The organism is Phytobacter sp. MRY16-398, assembly GCF_003925915.1.
Classification (GTDB): Bacteria; Pseudomonadota; Gammaproteobacteria; order Enterobacterales; family Enterobacteriaceae; genus Phytobacter; species Phytobacter diazotrophicus.
On the sequence record NZ_AP018756.1, the window covers coordinates 137,465 to 153,729 of the forward strand.

Here is a 16,265-nt window from a genome sequence, read left to right on the forward strand (position 1 = left end):
GCCATTCACGGACAGGCCATAATCTTACACGTGATTTATGCTACAAAATGCGCAACAGGTGATGCGTCATCTCGTATCAACGTATAGCTTTGGGTAATATGTGCCGAAATTTGCCCAGTCTGGAGAATTGCGATGCGTGGGGATTTTTACAAGCAGTTAACGAGCGACCTGGAGACCGCACGTGCGGAAGGGTTGTTTAAAGAAGAACGCATTATCACGTCGGCCCAGCAAGCTGATATCACCGTGGCGAATGGAAGCCACGTCATTAACTTCTGCGCCAACAACTACCTCGGTCTGGCCAACCATCCTGAATTGATTGCCGCCGCGAAAGCGGGGATGGACAGCCACGGCTTCGGCATGGCCTCTGTACGTTTTATTTGCGGTACGCAGGACAGCCACAAAGAGCTTGAAAAGAAACTCGCTGAGTTCCTCGGTATGGAAGATGCGATCCTCTATTCCTCCTGCTTTGATGCCAACGGCGGTCTGTTCGAAACCCTGCTGGGCGCAGAAGACGCCATTATCTCTGATGCCCTGAACCATGCCTCGATCATCGACGGCGTGCGTCTGTGTAAAGCGAAGCGTTTCCGCTACGCCAACAACGATATGCAGGAGCTGGAAGCGCGTCTGAAAGAGGCCCGCGAAGCCGGTGCCCGCCATGTGCTGATTGCCACCGACGGCGTCTTCTCGATGGACGGCGTGATTGCCAACCTGAAAGGTGTCTGCGACCTGGCAGATAAGTACGATGCGCTGGTAATGGTTGATGACTCCCACGCGGTGGGGTTTGTTGGTGATAACGGTCGTGGCTCGCACGAGTACTGCGACGTCATGGGCCGTGTGGACATCATTACCGGTACGCTGGGTAAAGCGCTCGGCGGCGCGTCTGGCGGTTATACCGCAGCGCGTAAAGAGGTCGTTGAGTGGCTGCGTCAGCGCTCACGCCCGTATCTGTTCTCCAACTCTCTGGCCCCGGCGATCGTCGCTGCCTCCATTAAGGTGCTGGAGATGGTTGAAGCGGGAAGCGAGCTGCGTGACCGTCTGTGGTCTAACGCGCGTCTGTTCCGTGAAAAGATGAGTGCCGCAGGCTTTACCCTGGCGGGCGCCGATCACGCCATCATTCCGGTAATGCTCGGTGATGCGGTAGTGGCGCAGAACTTTGCCCGCGAGCTGCAAAAAGAGGGGATTTACGTGACGGGCTTCTTCTTCCCGGTTGTGCCAAAAGGCCAGGCGCGTATTCGTACCCAAATGTCTGCTGCTCATACCCCTGAGCAAATCGAACGTGCGGTGGCTGCCTTTACCCGCATCGGTAAACAACTGGGCGTCATCGCCTGAGGACGTAAGATGAAAGCGCTATCTAAGTTGAAAGCGGAAGAAGGCATCTGGATGAACGATGTTCCGGCTCCGGAAGTCGGACATAACGACCTGCTGATTAAAATTCGCAAAACGGCTATTTGCGGTACTGATGTGCATATCTATAACTGGGACGAATGGTCGCAAAAAACGATCCCGGTACCGATGGTGGTTGGGCATGAGTACGTGGGTGAAGTGGTTGGCATCGGCCAGGAAGTGAAAGGCTTTAACATCGGCGACCGCGTTTCCGGTGAAGGCCACATTACCTGCGGCCATTGCCGTAACTGCCGCGCTGGACGCACGCACTTATGCCGCAACACCGTGGGTGTTGGCGTCAACCGTCCCGGTTGTTTTGCAGAATACCTGGTTATTCCTGCCTTTAACGCTTTCAAAATCCCGGACAACATTTCCGACGACCTTGCCTCTATTTTCGATCCGTTCGGCAACGCGGTTCACACCGCGCTCTCCTTCGACCTGGTTGGGGAAGATGTGCTGGTTTCCGGCGCTGGCCCGATTGGTATTATGGCGGCGGCGGTGGCAAAACACGTTGGCGCGCGCCATGTGGTTATCACTGACGTGAATGAATACCGTCTGGATCTGGCGCGTAAAATGGGTGTTACCCGTGCGGTCAACGTAGCGAAAGAGAACCTCTCCGATGTGATGGCAGAGCTGGGAATGACCGAAGGTTTTGATGTCGGTCTGGAAATGTCCGGCGCGCCGCCAGCCTTCCGTACCATGCTTGATACCATGAACCACGGCGGTCGTATTGCGATGCTGGGTATTCCGCCGTCTGATATGGCTATCGACTGGAATAAAGTGATCTTCAAGGGCCTCTTTATTAAAGGTATCTATGGCCGTGAAATGTTTGAAACCTGGTACAAAATGGCGGCATTAATCCAGTCCGGACTGGATTTGTCGCCTATTATCACCCACCGTTTCGGCATTGATGACTTCCAGAAAGGTTTTGATGCTATGCGTTCTGGTCAGTCAGGTAAGGTAATCCTTAGCTGGAACTAAAAATAAAGACGCCTGCGGGCGTCTTTCTCTTATCCTTTTCCTGTTTTCAACCTTACATCGCACTAAAGGCACAATTTCCGTAACAGTGTTCTACATTAGAAAGTAGAGTTCGTTGACGATCCGTTTAACCTTTTCAGTGCGGCTAATTATGTTCAAACTTTCGGTGTGTCTGTTAACCTGCAATTCCGCTCGCTTATTACGGGACGTTCTCCCGCCACTGCTTAAAATCGCGGATGATTTTGTGGTTCTGGATTCCGGCAGTACAGACGAGACGCTGGATATTTGTCGGGAATATGATCTTCATGTTCATTATCATCCCTATGCGATGCATGGCGCGCAGATGAATCACGCAACCAGCCTGGCTGCGCATGACTGGGTGCTCTGTATGGATAGCGATGAAATCCTTGATGAGCAGACGGTAAACTTTATTTTGCAGCTAAAAGCAGGTGAAGAGCCAGGTGCTGACCAGGCATGGCGTTTGCCGCGTTACTGGTATGTGCTGGGTGAACAAACCCGCACGATATATCCTGTCTCCTCCCCTGATTTCCCCGTGCGTTTATATAACCGCCGCACGGCGCGTTTTAACAATCGTGCAGTTGATGATCAGGTGGAAGGTTATTCGGCATCGACAAAAATACCAGGACATGTGCGTCACGATACGTTTTATTCGCTGCATGAAGTATTCAGTAAACTTAATAGTTACACCACGCGACTGGTGAAATATCAGAAAGTCCGCCCCTCCATTGGCCGTGGAATTATTAGCGCCATCGGTGCGTTCTTTAAATGGTATTTATTTAGCGGCGCATGGCGTAACGGCAAAGTGGGCGCGGTGACAGGTTTATATGCCACCTTGTACAGCTTTCTTAAATATTTCAAAGCCTGGTATGCCCACAATGGCCACAACGATGAAAAAAACGCTGTGGCAGAAGAAAAGAAAAACACCCGTACGGTTTAGGGGTGTTTTTTACCCCAGCCTTGCCACTCATTCGTGACATATTTCACCAGCGTACTCTCACTGATGCTGTCCTTCACGACCGTAAAGAAATAGCTGGCATAAACGGGCTGCGGTTTATGCGGCGCTTTGCACAACTTCACGCCCCGGAACGGGTTACGCGGTGGCTGATTGCGTGGCGGCACCTGGCCCGGCGTTGAGGTATCCGTTTGCGGTTCATTCAGCAGGCTTCCTGCGCGAACCAGGGTGATATCCGCAGGCAGGTTGTAAAGCATCTGTTGCAGCACACGTACTGTGGTTGGGTGCGGGTGGCCGATAGCGATGGCGGAACCGCTACGACGCGCCTGATCGACGGCACGATTAAACTGAAAGCGAATATCGCTCTCGTTTTGCGTGTCATCAAGAAACACTTTACGTTTGATGACCTTCACGCCCGTACCGCTTGCGGCGCGCATCGCCTGGCTGTTGCCGATGGTCATGCTGTCCAGAAAGTAGAGATCGTAATGCCCCAGAACCTGCATCACCTTCTGCATGCCAAACAGGCTGGAGGTCATGGCACTGCCCATATGGTTGTTTAACCCGGTGGCATACGGCACTTTGCTGACCGCATCGCTGATGATGCGCTCAATCTCCGCGCTGCTCATATCCGGGCGCAGGGTATCTTTTTCCAGTGGCTGTTTGCTGAGCGGTGCCATGGGCAGATGGATCAGCACCTCATGCCCGGCGTTATGGGCTTTGGTGGCCATCTCTTTTGCGTGCGGCGCGTTTGGCAGCACGGCAACGGTGACCGCCGCAGGCATGGCAATAACCTGATTTTCGGTCTGTGGACGATAACCGAAATCATCAATAACAATGGCGAGTTTGCCGGCAAACGCTGGCACAGAAAAAGCCAGCATGCTGGCAGCGACAACAACAACGCGACGAAATTGAAGCAAAACTTATCTTCCCAACCACGGCTGTGGATTGACCGCCTGACCCTGGCGGCGAATTTCGAAATAAAGTGAAGGTCTACCCTGACCGCCACTGCTCCCGACAAGGGCTATCGGCTGACCGGCGCGGACTTGCGCGCCTACGCTCACCAGCGCGCTCTGGTTGTAGCCGTACAAACTCATATCGCCTTTGCCGTGTTCAACCACGACCACCAGGCCATACCCCTGAAGCCAGTCGGCGAGGATCACCCGCCCGTCGGCCACGGCTTTGACTTCGCTACCCTCAGACGCACCGATAACAATCCCTTTCCAACGTAGCTCACCCTGCAGTTGTTCGCCATAACGATGTAGTAACGGACCGCGAACAGGCCAGTAAGCCTGGCCGGATGGCGCGCCCAGCCCACCTGTACGGGACATTAGTGAACGTTCGCCTTCGGTCGGTTTGTAGGTGGTGCCTTTACGGGATGCATCCTGCTGTTTTTCACGCACGGCCTGCGCTTCGCGAGCTTCACGCTCGGCGCGGGCTTTGGCTGCGGCTTCGGCACGGGCCAGACGATCGCGCAAACGGGATTCGTTCGCCCGCAGTTCGCCTAACTGCTGCTGCCCTTCCTGAATAGATGACTCCAGCCCGGCGAGCGTTTTCTTACGCTCGTTGCGCGCTTGTTCGAGCTTCGCCTGCTGTGCTTTTTGTTCGTACATCAGCGTTTGCTGCTGACTCTGCTTCTCTTCCAGCTCCGCTTTTTGCGTGGCAACCTCTTCGCGCGTTTGCTTGAGTTGCGCGATGGTCTCCTGCCTGGCCTGGTTGAGATAGCCGAAGTAGGCCTGCAGACGTTGCCCGCGTTGGGTTTCTTCCCCGCTGAGAATCAACTGAACCCCAGTATGTTGACCCTGGCGGAACGCGGCATCCAACTGGGCGGCCAGGTTATGCTCTTGTGTCGCCTTCTGTTTTTCCAGTTTGGCGATAGATGCGTTCATGGCATCGATTTGCTTATTGAGCTGGGCGAGAGTGTTCTGCGTTTCGCGCAACTGACGTGTGGCTGCGGAGATGGCGACTTCTTGCTCTTTGAGTTGCGCAAGCAGGCCGGAACGCTGTTGTTGCTGCTGGCGTACGTCGCGTTCTTTTGCGGCGATATCCGCCTGAATGGATTTTAACTGGTCGCGGTCATCCGCGTGGGCAGAAAAGGCGCACAACAATGCGCCAGCGCTAAAAGCGCTGGCGCAAAGCAAAGGCCTGACTGCGGCCAATGTGACAGAAAAAATCGCCTTTCCCCTCATGGGGAGCGATTATTCCACGATGAACAGCGGCTTACCAGTCATCTCTTTCGGGATTTCCATGCCCATCAGGGTCAGCATGGTCGGTGCGATATCGGAAAGTTTGCCACCTTCGACCGCTTTCAGCGCTTTATCGCCAACGTAAATCAGCGGGACTGGCAGGTTGGTATGGGCAGTGTGCGCCTGGCCGGTTGCCGGGTCACGCATCTGCTCAGCGTTACCGTGGTCAGCGGTGATCAGCAACTGACCGCCAACGGATTCCACCGCTTTGGTTACCTGCTCAACACAGTGGTCCAGCGCTTCAACTGCCTTGATTGCCGCTTCCATGACACCGGTATGGCCGACCATGTCGCCGTTCGGGTAGTTACAGATGATGGTGTCGTACTTACCGCTGGTGATAGCGCCAACCAGTTTTTCTGTCAGCTCTGCGGAGCTCATTTCCGGCTGCAGATCGTAGGTCGCCACTTTCGGAGAGTTAATCAGAATACGATCTTCGCCCGGGAACGGCTCTTCAACGCCGCCGTTGAAGAAGAACGTCACGTGAGCATATTTTTCCGTTTCAGAGATACGCAACTGCGTTTTGTCTTTCTTCGCCATCCATTCGCCGAAGGTGTTCGCCAGGGAGGCAGGCGGGTATGCAACGGCGGTTTTGATGTCTGCGGCATATTCGGTCAGCATGACAAAATCGAGGTTCACTACTTTCTTACGGGCGAAACCGTCGAAATCGCTGTTAACAAATGCACGGGTGATTTCACGGGCGCGGTCTGCGCGGAAGTTCATGAAAATCAGCGCGTCGCCGTCTTCCATTGCCGCATCGGGCTGGCCTTCGGCGCGGATCACGGTGGCTTTCACGAATTCGTCGTTTTCGTCACGCGCATAGGCAGCAGCAAGGCCTTCAACCGCGGTCGCGAACTGGAATTCACCTTTTGCAAGCGTCATCAGATCATAGGCTTGTTCAACACGGTCCCAGCGGTTATCGCGGTCCATGGCGTAGTAACGGCCAATGATAGATGCCACCCGGCCTTTGCCCAGGGCGGCAAACTTGTCTTCAAAACGTTTCAGTGAGGAGTCAGCGCTACGCGGCGGCGTATCGCGACCATCCAGGAATGCGTGCAGGTAGATTTTTTCCGCACCGCGCTCAGCGGCCAGCTCTACCATGGCCAGGATGTGATCTTCATGGCTGTGAACGCCACCGGCAGACAGCAGACCCATGATATGAACGGCTTTGCCCGCAGCAACGGCTTTATCCACCGCGCCCGCCAATACCGGGTTGGTGAAGAAGGTACGCTCTTTGATTTCAACATCCAGACGGGTCAAATCCTGATACACGATGCGGCCAGCACCCAGGTTGACGTGACCCACTTCGGAGTTACCCATCTGGCGATCCGGCAGGCCGACTTCCAGACCAGAAGCGTCAATCAGAGTATGTGGACGTTTGGCCCACAATGCGTCCATAACGGGAGTTTTTGCGCTGTAAATTGCGTTATCCTGCTGCTCTTCACGGTAGCCATAGCCATCCAGGATCACCAGTACCATAGGTTTTTTAGAAACCGACATTGCGACAACCTCATGCTGAAAGACGAAAAATTTGCGTAATTTTACTACAGCTGAATCGATAAAATAGCCGCAGAAGATCAAAGAATACCGCCGCAAGAGGTGAGGATTTCACGGCGTTGATGAATTTTTTTCGTAACAGTCCGCAGAAAATGCATTCCATTACGCTCGCTGGCTGTATTTGCTACACCGCACAGGTATACTCCTTTCCTGGTTTTTACTCACTGATTCGGGAGCTGTTACCCCCCATGCAAGAAATTATGCAATTTGTTAGTCGCCACCCCGTACTTTGCCTCGCCTGGGTTGTATTACTGGGGGCGGTGCTGTTCATGACGTTCAAAGGCCTCGCATCGAAAGTGAAAGTGATCACTCGTGGTGAAGCGACGCGTCTGATCAACAAAGAAGATGCTGTTATCGTGGACTTGCGCCAGCGCGATGATTTCCGAAAAGGTCACATCGCAGGCTCAGTGAATTTGCTGCCAACCGAAATCAAGGCCAATAATGTAGGTGAGCTTGAGAAACATAAAAGCAAACCGGTTATCGTCGTGGACGGCTCCGGGATGCAGGCTCAGGAACCTGCAAACGCACTGATCAAAGCCGGTTTCGAGCAAGTTTTCGTGCTCAAAGAAGGCATCGCAGGCTGGAGCGGTGAGAATCTTCCGCTGGTACGCGGTAAGTAATTTACCCGTCGTCTTTCATGCCGCAGGGGCGTTGGCTGCAATTATTCAACCTGGTCACTTACTGAGGTAAGCTCCTGGGATTCATAATTTTGCCGCCTTCCTGCAATATGAAATCCATTGGGTAAAACAACTGGAGCAAAGTCATGGCCAATATTGAGATCTACACCAAAGCAACCTGCCCGTTTTGCCATCGCGCAAAAGCGCTGCTGAGCAGCAAAGGCGTTTCTTTTGAAGAACTGCCGATCGATGGCGACGCGGTGAAACGCGAAGAGATGATTAAGCGTAGTGGCCGTACGACGGTACCGCAGATTTTTATTGATGCACAGCACATTGGCGGCTGTGATGATTTATATGCGCTGGACGCGCGCGGTGGGCTCGATCCCCTGTTGCGTTAATGCATAGAAGAAGTGATTCACGTTGCGTCAAGGCCGACAAACAGAGGCAGCCTGAAGAATAAAGCGTATTAAGGACAACACTTAAGGGTTTTAGACATGTCTGAACAAAACAACACGGAAATGACTTTCCAGATTCAACGCATCTACACTAAAGATATCTCTTTCGAAGCACCGAATGCTCCGCATGTGTTTCAGAAAGACTGGCAGCCGGAAGTGAAACTGGATCTGGATACTGCATCCACTCAGCTGGCTGAAGGCGTTTATGAAGTGGTACTGCGTGTTACCGTTACCGCTTCCCTGGGTGAAGAAACGGGCTTCCTGTGCGAAGTACAGCAAGGCGGTATCTTCTCCATTGACGGTATCGATGGTAACCAACTGGCGCATTGCCTCGGTGCGTATTGCCCGAACATCCTGTTCCCTTACGCGCGTGAGTGCATCACCAGCCTGGTTTCCCGCGGTACTTTCCCGCAACTGAACCTTGCGCCGGTGAACTTTGATGCGCTGTTCATGAACTATCTGCAGCAGCAGGCTGGCGAAGGTGCTGAACAACATCAGGATGCCTGATGAACGCACGCAATGCTGAAATGACTGTGATCGGTGCCGGCTCTTACGGCACCGCTCTTGCCATCACACTGGCAAGAAATGGCCACCAGGTTGTTCTTTGGGGCCATGACCCGAAACATATTGCGACCTTACAGCATGACCGTTGTAACGCCGCTTTCCTTCCTGATGTCCCTTTTCCTGATACGCTTGCGCTGGAAAGCGATCTCGCTTGTGCTCTGGCGGCCAGCCGTAACATTCTCGTGGTTGTGCCAAGCCACGTGTTTGGCACTGTTTTACAGCAGATTAAACCGCTGATGCGCAGCGATGCGCGCATTGTCTGGGCCACCAAAGGTCTGGAAGCTGAGACGGGGCGCCTGTTGCAGGACGTGGCGCGTGAAGTGCTGGGCGATGAGATTCCTCTGGCGGTTATCTCCGGGCCGACCTTTGCGAAGGAGCTGGCGGCAGGGTTGCCAACGGCGATTTCTCTGGCGTCGACTGACCCGGTGTTTGCCGATGATCTCCAGCAATTGCTGCACTGTGGTAAAAGCTTCCGCGTCTACAGCAATCCGGATTTCATTGGCGTGCAGCTTGGCGGCGCGGTGAAAAACGTCATTGCGATTGGCGCAGGCATGTCGGACGGCATCGGTTTTGGCGCTAACGCCCGAACAGCGCTTATCACCCGTGGTTTGACCGAAATGTCACGTCTGGGCGCGGCGCTGGGTGCCGATCCTGCCACCTTTATGGGCATGGCGGGTTTAGGGGATTTGGTGCTGACCTGTACCGATAATCAGTCGCGCAACCGTCGTTTCGGTATGGCGCTGGGGCAGGGGATGGACGTGCAAACGGCGCAGGACCAGATTGGTCAGGTCGTCGAGGGCTACCGCAATACCAAAGAAGTTCGCGCTCTGGCGCATCGGTTTGGTGTCGAAATGCCAATAACCGAGGAAATTTATCAGGTATTGTATTGCGGAAAAAATGCGCGCGAGGCAGCATTGACCTTATTAGGTCGTGCGCGCAAGGACGAGCGCAGTAGTATTTAGCACATACGTCATCCTTCATGCTGCCTGGTTGTTGGCTTCGGCTGCCTACCTCAGTCATTTACTTATGTAAGCGTCTGGGGTTTCCAGCCTCGCCGTCGCGACACAGTAAGAATGATTTTGTGTTTATGTCCTCAGCCAGTTAAGCAGTGACTGGCTGAACTTATTACGTCTGGAGTAAGCAATGCCGTGTGAAGAACTGGATATCGTCTGGAATAATATTAAAGCCGAAGCCCGGGCGCTGGCGGACTGTGAGCCAATGCTGGCCAGTTTTTACCACGCAACGTTACTCAAGCATGAAAACCTGGGCAGCGCGCTAAGCTATATGCTGGCAAATAAGCTGGCATCACCCATTATGCCTGCCATCGCCATTCGTGAAGTGGTCGAGGAAGCCTATGCGGCTGACCCGGAGATGATCGCCTCAGCGGCCTGCGACATTCAGGCGGTGCGCACCCGCGATCCGGCGGTGGATAAATACTCCACGCCGCTTTTGTATCTGAAAGGTTTTCACGCGCTACAGGCGTACCGCATCGGCCACTGGCTTTGGAACCAGGGACGCCGCGCGTTGGCCATTTTCCTGCAAAATCAGGTCTCCGTATCGTTCCAGGTTGATATCCACCCGGCGGCTAAAATCGGGCGTGGCATCATGCTCGACCATGCTACAGGCATTGTGGTGGGTGAAACCGCGGTGATTGAAGATGACGTATCGATTCTGCAGTCGGTGACGCTGGGCGGGACAGGCAAAACCAGCGGCGACCGTCACCCGAAAATCCGTGAAGGGGTAATGATTGGCGCCGGGGCGAAAATCCTCGGCAATATCGAAGTTGGCCGCGGTGCGAAAATCGGCGCAGGCTCCGTGGTGTTGCAACCTGTACCGCCGCACACCACCGCCGCAGGCGTTCCGGCGCGCATTGTCGGCAAGCCGGAATCAGACAAACCCGCGATGGATATGGATCAGCATTTTAATGGGATTAACCACGGGTTTGAGTACGGCGACGGGATTTGATTGAGTGCCCGGAGGCGATGCTACGCGCCGCCTCCGGGAGAGCGCTGACTCAGCTTCGCAATACCGCGCCAGCATATCCTAACTGGCGCCAGGCTTCATACACCACTACCGACACCGCGTTAGACAGGTTCATGCTGCGGCTGTCCGGCATCATCGGAATACGGATTTTTTGTTCTGAAGGTAGCGCGTCCAGAATCGACATCGGTAATCCGCGCGTTTCCGGGCCAAACATCAGATAATCGCCGTCCTGATAACTCACCGCGCTGTGTGCTGGCGTTCCTTTGGTGGTGAGAGCAAACAGACGTTCCGGCTTTTCGGCCTCAACAAACGCGGCATAATCATGGTGACGCTTCACGGCGGCAAACTCATGGTAATCCAGCCCGGCACGGCGCAGGCGCTTATCATCCCAGGTAAATCCCATGGGCTCGATAATGTGCAGGCGAAAGCCGGTGTTAGCGCATAAGCGGATGATGTTCCCGGTATTCGGTGGTATTTCTGGCTCGAATAAAACGATATTTAACATGCTGCCCCCTTGATAGCGGGGGGCAGGATAGCAGAATTTTGCCCTCACCCTAACCCTCTCCCTCTGCCCGGTGTGAGACTGGGTGCTTTTTTCTCCCTCTCCCTGTGGGAGAGGGCCGGGGTGAGGGCATCAGGCAGCTCTTATTTAAGCCGCATCCCCCTGCGACAACGGTGCCAGCGCCGCCGGGATCTTATTCAGCTCCTGCACCAGCGAGTCTTTGCTGATTTCGCTGATGGATTTCGCGCCGGTCAGGGTCATCGCCACCCGCATCTCTTTTTCGATCAGATTCAGCAGGTTTGTCACCCCGGCGCGGCCATGTGTCGCCAGCGCGTATAGATAAGCGCGGCCCAGCAGCACCGTATCTGCGCCCAGCGCAATCATCCGCACCACGTCCAGCCCGTTGCGAATACCGCTGTCCGCCAGAATTGCGATATCGCCTTTCACCGCATCGGCAATGGCAGGCAATGCTCGTGCGGAAGAGAGCACGCCATCAAGCTGACGTCCGCCGTGGTTCGACACCACAATCCCGTCTGCGCCAAAGCGCACCGCGTCCCGCGCATCTTCGGGATCGAGGATCCCTTTGATCACCATCGGGCCATCCCAAAACTCGCGGATCCACTCAAGGTCTTTCCAGGATATAGAGGGATCGAAATTGTTCGCCAGCCAGCCGATATAATCTTCAAGCCCGGTGGGTTTACCCAGGTAGGTCGAGATATTGCCTAAATCGTGCGGTCTGCCATGCAGACCCACATCCCACGCCCATTGTGGATGTGTCACTGCCTGCCAGTAGCGGCGCAATGCGGCGTTTTGTCCACTCATGCCGGAATGGGCATCGCGGTATCGCGCACCGGGTGTGGGCATATCAACAGTAAAGACCAGCGTGGAACACCCCGCCGCTTTGGCGCGCTCCAGGGCGTTGCGCATAAATCCACGGTCGCGCAGAACATACAACTGAAACCACATCGGGCGCTTAATGGTCGGTGCTACCTCTTCAATCGGACAAACAGATACGGTCGATAAGGTAAACGGTATGCCTTTCGCATCCGCCGCGCCTGCCGCCTGGACTTCCCCCCGCCGCGCGTACATGCCGCATAATCCCACCGGGCCGAGCGCAACTGGCATAGACAGTTTCTCGCCAAAGAGGGTGGTCTCCGTGCTCAGTGCTGACATGTTTTTCAGCACCCGCTGGCGTAGAGCAACCTGACCCAAATCCTCCACGTTCCGACGCAGCGTGTATTCTGCATAGGCACCACCGTCAATGTAGTGGAACAGGAAGGGGGGCAGTATGCGTTGGGCGGCAGCGCGGTAGTCGCTGGCGGCGGAAATGATCATGCTGGGTCTCCAAAAGAATGCGGATGCCGTTCATTGGGCAGGCGAGTGATGCGCGCGCTGCGCGCCTGGTCTTCATCAAACTGACGAATCGTGGTGTGAACAAAACCAAGGTGCGCCATCATCGCTTCGCGGGCGCCATCGGCATCTCCGGCAAAAATGGCGTCCATAATTTCTCGGTGCTGCACGGTGAGCTGCGTAAAGACCGGGGGAACCTGGTACATGCGCTGGCGGCTCTGTTTCACCGAGCTTTGCAGCAGGTCGAAAAAGCCGCGCATGGTTTGCAGCAGTACGATATTGTGCGACGCTTCGGCAATTGCCAGGTGAAAGCGGACGTCCGCTTGTGACGCAAGATCCGGGTCCTCGGCCAGGGTGGCCTCAAAGCACAGACGAATTTTTTCTTTCTCGATGGGTGTGGCGCGTAAGGCCGCATGCCAGGCGGTGCTGCCTTCAATGGCATGGCGCGCTTCAAGGATATCGAAGCTGTAATCCGGGTCATCTTCAAGCAGCGTTTTTAACGGCTGCACAATGTTCTGTTCCGACCATGCCTCATGCTGCCAGCGCACGAACGTGCCGCCGCCGTGGCGACTCAGCAAAACGCCTTCGCTGATCAGTTTTGCGATAGCTTCGCGCAGAGAGTTGCGCGACACGCCAAGTTGCAGGGCGAGCTGGCGCTCAGAGGGCAAACGCATGCCCGCTTCAAGCCCTTTTTCACGAATAAGCGTTCTGATTCGCCGGGCAACATCCTCAGAAAGCCGTTCAGCAATCGCGGTCATGGTCTGCTCCGTGTCAGTCAAATTCGGGGGAAAGTGGTACTGCCAGTTAGCGGCAGCACAATGCCATTAGCACAAGGTTAATTGGCTGGTTTGTAATGGCAATGTTAATTTTATGTGATTTTGCGGGGTGTGAAGTGACGCGCATAAATGCGTGAAGTGGTAGGGCCACTTGAAATCCATTCCATCAGGCTCTCTTGCTTGCCCGTTTGAACATGGGTAGTGCTCAAACAAAACGCAGAGCGTTTTGAACGCCCTCAGGCTGTCCCGTAGGGATAAGCGAAGCGCAGAATCCTCACGTGCTCCGTGTACGCTCCGGTTTTTCCGCGCAGTCCAGGCTTAAACTTCCTGCGCCGATTACGCCTGGTGGGATGGATTTTTACGCAGAAAAAGGGCTCCCCTTCGGTGAAGAAGGGGAAGCGGGATCAGAAATCGGTTTTCGAGAAGCCTGTCATCTCTTTGAGGCCCATTTCGCGGCCCAGCGCGGTCATCGGGTGCACAACAATAATACCCCGCACGCTTTTTTTCAGCTTGCCCAGATCGGCCTGCTCTTTTTTGGTGATGGCGCGCTTGAACGGCATGCTTACCAGCTTTTGTGCTTCTTTACTGAGTTTCTGGCTGTACTGGCCACGCAGACGTTCAATTTCAGTTTCGATAGTCGCTTTTTCTTTCTCCAGCTCCGCGTATTTTTCGGCGGATTCCACCAGCGACAAACCGGCCTGCTGGTGACGGATAGCGTCCAGACGGTCACTCAGGCGTTTAATTTCGTTCTTTTCAACTTCTTTCATAGGAATGTATTTCTGCAGATTAAAATATAAGGATACCGCATTGCGGCGAACAACCCCAGAAAAGCACGGAAACACTAAAAGTATCCCGCATGCAGGTCCATCTTTGTTTTACGGTTGGGCAAAAAGGAGAGGAGAAAATGGCTAAATTAGGTGACTACACCCCACAAATCATCGATAAAGCGATCGATTTTATGGCTTCAAGCCAGGCGTTCCGTGAGTACCTGGCGCATCAGCATAAGAAAGACCGTGTTCCTGATGATATTCCCACAGATAAGGTCGATATGTACCGTGAAAGGCTGGAATATTATCGCCATCTTTATCGGCCTGCATGTGTTCATGAAGAAGAGACAGAGTAAGCTTATTTCTGGAATGCTTTTTTCAGGCTGATTCGGGAAATCAACTCCGTCAGGGAAAGCACCATGGTTGAACGAACGACCTGCTGGTAACGCTGTTTTTGCATAGCAAACAGGTCGGGGTCGCTGGTATCAAAGGGCGGTGTTGCAGGCAGCGCCGCCACGCAGTGCAGTTCGCCAAACGGCCCCAGGATTTCATCATCCGTGAAGGCGTATTCAGTGCCGTCGTGATTCAGTTCTTCACGTAACGCCATCAACAATTCCGCATCTTCATACTCATGCCGACTGATTACGCCAAGCCCATAAATCAGTTTTAAGCGCACGGACAAATTGCCCAGCGGTCCATCTCCGTCAAGCAACGGCTCTACAGCATATTTCACTGCATAGTCGTCTTTGCGGAAGACCTGAAGCACCAGGATATTCACCGCCTCGGTCAATAACTCGACGGCGGCAATCAGAAAGCTTCGTACGGTTTTGCCAGCATTCAGACGCTCGAGGACACGGTTTTCGAAAGCCTGTGTTAGTTCCATTATTGCCTGCATATCTGACAATCTTGTTAACAGGCGCGGGATGTCCCGCGCCAAACTCGGCATCATGCCTTTGCGTTGTATGCGTTAACAGCTTCGGCTACCACGTCGCTTGCTGCGTCCAGACCGGAGATCTGCACCAGCGCGGCCTGTGGGCCTTTTTCTTCAATTAAGGTCGCTAATTCCTGCGCCTGTGGATCCTGTTCACTGCGGTAATGCATGGCAGCGGCGATACCTTTTACCAGGTTCGCGTGCGGTAAACCATATTCCAGCGTGCCGAGCAGCGGTTTGATCAGACGATCGCCTGCGCTCAGTTTACGCAGCGGCTGACGGCCTACGCGCTCAACATCATCTTTCAGGTATGGGTTCTCAAAACGACCAAGGATTTTTTCGATATACGCGGCGTGTTTGGCAGCATCGAAGCCGTAGCGCTTGATCAGAACCGCGCCACTCTCTTCCATTGCGCCTTTCACCACTGCACGGATGCTGTCATCCAGAATGGCGTCACGAATGGTCTGATGACCGGTCTGTTGTCCAAGGTACGCGGTTATAGCATGCCCGGTGTTCAACGTGAAGAGCTTGCGCTCAACAAACGCCATCAGATTGTCGGTTAATTCCATGCCTGGAATGTTTGGCAGGTCGCCAACAAATTGGGTTTTATCAACAATCCACTCGCTAAAGGTTTCTACGGTTACTTCCAGCGGATCGTTAGTTGCAGATTCAGAAGGCGGAACAATGCGGTCCACTGCGGAATCAACGAAGCCGACATGGGCTTCAACCCACGCTTTATCTTCTGCTGCCAGCGCATTGAACACATGGCCTTTTAACTGAGAGGTGCCGCGCACCATGTTCTCACAGGCGATGATATTCAGCGGGGCTTCTACGCCCTGCGCTTTACGTTTTGCCAGGCCTTTGGCGATGGCCGGGGCGATACGCTCCAGAACCACCGGACCAACGGCGGTTGTCACCAGATCAACAGAGGCAATCAGATCAACCACATCGTCGCCGATGCTGCTCACCGCATTGACGCCGGAAACGGTGTCTACCTGCTCTTTTTCACCAACAACGTGAACCTGATAGCTATGACGGGCATTAAGGGCGTCGAGAACCACCTGATTAACATCGGCGAATGTCAGCGTAATCCCCGCGTCAGCCAGCAGTTTGCCGATGAAGCCACGTCCGATATTACCTGCGCCAAAATGTAATGCTTTCATAGAATTAACCTTAATCAATGTTTTTA

General features: G+C 54.2%; 18 protein-coding genes. 9 read left to right on the forward strand and 9 right to left on the reverse strand.

Annotated elements, in window-relative coordinates:
• Positions 1–132: 132 nt before the first annotated feature.
• The 3 genes from kbl (at position 133) to MRY16398_RS00690 (ending at position 3,319) form a co-directional block, all read left to right on the forward strand.
• Positions 133–1,329 (forward strand): glycine C-acetyltransferase, encoded by a 1,197-nt coding sequence (kbl, locus tag MRY16398_RS00680; RefSeq protein ID WP_039080129.1) that lies wholly within the window; start codon positions 133–135, stop codon positions 1,327–1,329.
• Between the two features lie 9 nt (positions 1,330–1,338).
• Entirely contained in the window at positions 1,339–2,364 is a 1,026-nt protein-coding gene (tdh, locus tag MRY16398_RS00685) for an L-threonine 3-dehydrogenase (protein WP_039080130.1), read from the forward strand.
• A gap of 148 nt (positions 2,365–2,512) precedes the next feature.
• Complete coding sequence (locus MRY16398_RS00690) at positions 2,513–3,319, forward strand: glycosyltransferase family 2 protein (protein WP_107222641.1); 807 nt, start codon at positions 2,513–2,515, stop codon at positions 3,317–3,319.
• On the opposite strand, the gene MRY16398_RS00695 is transcribed toward MRY16398_RS00690, so the two are convergent.
• The 3 genes from MRY16398_RS00695 to gpmM are packed head-to-tail and all read right to left on the reverse strand — an operon-like array spanning position 3,316 to position 7,074.
• The gene (locus MRY16398_RS00695) at positions 3,316–4,251 is read right to left on the reverse strand and encodes a divergent polysaccharide deacetylase family protein (protein ID WP_039080132.1); all 936 of its coding nucleotides are present in this window, start codon (positions 4,249–4,251) and stop codon (positions 3,316–3,318) included. The genes MRY16398_RS00690 and MRY16398_RS00695 overlap by 4 nt on opposite strands.
• 3 nt (positions 4,252–4,254) lie before the next feature.
• On the reverse strand, positions 4,255–5,520 hold the full coding sequence (envC, locus tag MRY16398_RS00700) for a murein hydrolase activator EnvC (RefSeq protein WP_039080133.1): 1,266 nt from the start codon (positions 5,518–5,520) through the stop codon (positions 4,255–4,257).
• 9 nt (positions 5,521–5,529) lie between these two features.
• A complete protein-coding gene (gene gpmM / locus MRY16398_RS00705; protein ID WP_039080264.1) occupies positions 5,530–7,074 on the reverse strand; it encodes a 2,3-bisphosphoglycerate-independent phosphoglycerate mutase in 1,545 nt (514 codons plus the stop codon).
• 245 nt (positions 7,075–7,319) lie between these two features.
• On the opposite strand from gpmM, the gene MRY16398_RS00710 reads away from it, so the two are divergent.
• The 5 genes from MRY16398_RS00710 to cysE all read left to right on the forward strand — a co-directional run bounded on the left by MRY16398_RS00710 (position 7,320) and on the right by cysE (position 10,732).
• Entirely contained in the window at positions 7,320–7,751 is a 432-nt protein-coding gene (locus tag MRY16398_RS00710; RefSeq protein ID WP_039080265.1) for a rhodanese-like domain-containing protein, read from the forward strand.
• Between the two features lie 143 nt (positions 7,752–7,894).
• Positions 7,895–8,146, forward strand: coding sequence for a glutaredoxin 3 (gene grxC, locus MRY16398_RS00715; protein ID WP_039080134.1), 252 nt, complete (start codon positions 7,895–7,897; stop codon positions 8,144–8,146).
• Between the two features lie 96 nt (positions 8,147–8,242).
• Positions 8,243–8,710 (forward strand): protein-export chaperone SecB, encoded by a 468-nt coding sequence (secB, locus tag MRY16398_RS00720; protein WP_039080135.1) that lies wholly within the window; start codon positions 8,243–8,245, stop codon positions 8,708–8,710.
• Positions 8,710–9,729, forward strand: a complete 1,020-nt coding sequence (gpsA, locus tag MRY16398_RS00725; RefSeq protein ID WP_039080136.1) for an NAD(P)H-dependent glycerol-3-phosphate dehydrogenase — start codon at positions 8,710–8,712, stop codon at positions 9,727–9,729. The genes secB and gpsA overlap by 1 nt, the downstream gene beginning before the upstream one ends.
• Before the next feature lie 181 nt (positions 9,730–9,910).
• Entirely contained in the window at positions 9,911–10,732 is an 822-nt protein-coding gene (cysE, locus tag MRY16398_RS00730) for a serine O-acetyltransferase (protein WP_047372612.1), read from the forward strand.
• Positions 10,733–10,781: 49 nt separating this feature from the next.
• Here the strand turns inward: cysE and trmL are convergent, their stop codons facing one another.
• The 4 genes from trmL to MRY16398_RS00750 form a co-directional block, all read right to left on the reverse strand.
• Positions 10,782–11,255, reverse strand: a complete 474-nt coding sequence (trmL, locus tag MRY16398_RS00735) for a tRNA (uridine(34)/cytosine(34)/5-carboxymethylaminomethyluridine(34)-2'-O)-methyltransferase TrmL (protein ID WP_125123722.1) — start codon at positions 11,253–11,255, stop codon at positions 10,782–10,784.
• A gap of 144 nt (positions 11,256–11,399) precedes the next feature.
• The gene (gene lldD / locus MRY16398_RS00740; protein ID WP_125123723.1) at positions 11,400–12,587 is read right to left on the reverse strand and encodes an FMN-dependent L-lactate dehydrogenase LldD; all 1,188 of its coding nucleotides are present in this window, start codon (positions 12,585–12,587) and stop codon (positions 11,400–11,402) included.
• Entirely contained in the window at positions 12,584–13,360 is a 777-nt protein-coding gene (gene lldR / locus MRY16398_RS00745) for a transcriptional regulator LldR (protein ID WP_107222640.1), read from the reverse strand. The genes lldD and lldR overlap by 4 nt, the downstream gene beginning before the upstream one ends.
• A 422-nt stretch (positions 13,361–13,782) precedes the next feature.
• Positions 13,783–14,145: a YibL family ribosome-associated protein gene (locus tag MRY16398_RS00750; RefSeq protein WP_039080141.1), complete on the reverse strand. Its 363-nt coding sequence runs from the start codon at positions 14,143–14,145 to the stop codon at positions 13,783–13,785.
• Between the two features lie 137 nt (positions 14,146–14,282).
• Here MRY16398_RS00750 and MRY16398_RS00755 point away from each other — a divergent pair, with 137 nt between their 5' ends.
• Positions 14,283–14,501, forward strand: coding sequence for a hypothetical protein (locus MRY16398_RS00755; protein ID WP_079496903.1), 219 nt, complete (start codon positions 14,283–14,285; stop codon positions 14,499–14,501).
• A 2-nt stretch (positions 14,502–14,503) separates the two neighbouring features.
• Here MRY16398_RS00755 and mtlR read toward each other — a convergent pair whose 3' ends face one another.
• Together mtlR and mtlD are read right to left on the reverse strand one after the other, a co-directional pair.
• Positions 14,504–15,091 carry a mannitol operon repressor MtlR gene (gene mtlR, locus MRY16398_RS00760; protein WP_103245146.1) on the reverse strand — a complete coding sequence of 196 codons (588 nt, stop codon included), beginning with the start codon at positions 15,089–15,091 and terminating at the stop codon, positions 14,504–14,506.
• Positions 15,091–16,239 carry a mannitol-1-phosphate 5-dehydrogenase gene (gene mtlD / locus MRY16398_RS00765; RefSeq protein ID WP_039080144.1) on the reverse strand — a complete coding sequence of 383 codons (1,149 nt, stop codon included), beginning with the start codon at positions 16,237–16,239 and terminating at the stop codon, positions 15,091–15,093. Before mtlD ends, mtlR begins: the two co-directional genes overlap by 1 nt.
• Positions 16,240–16,265: the final 26 nt, after the last annotated feature.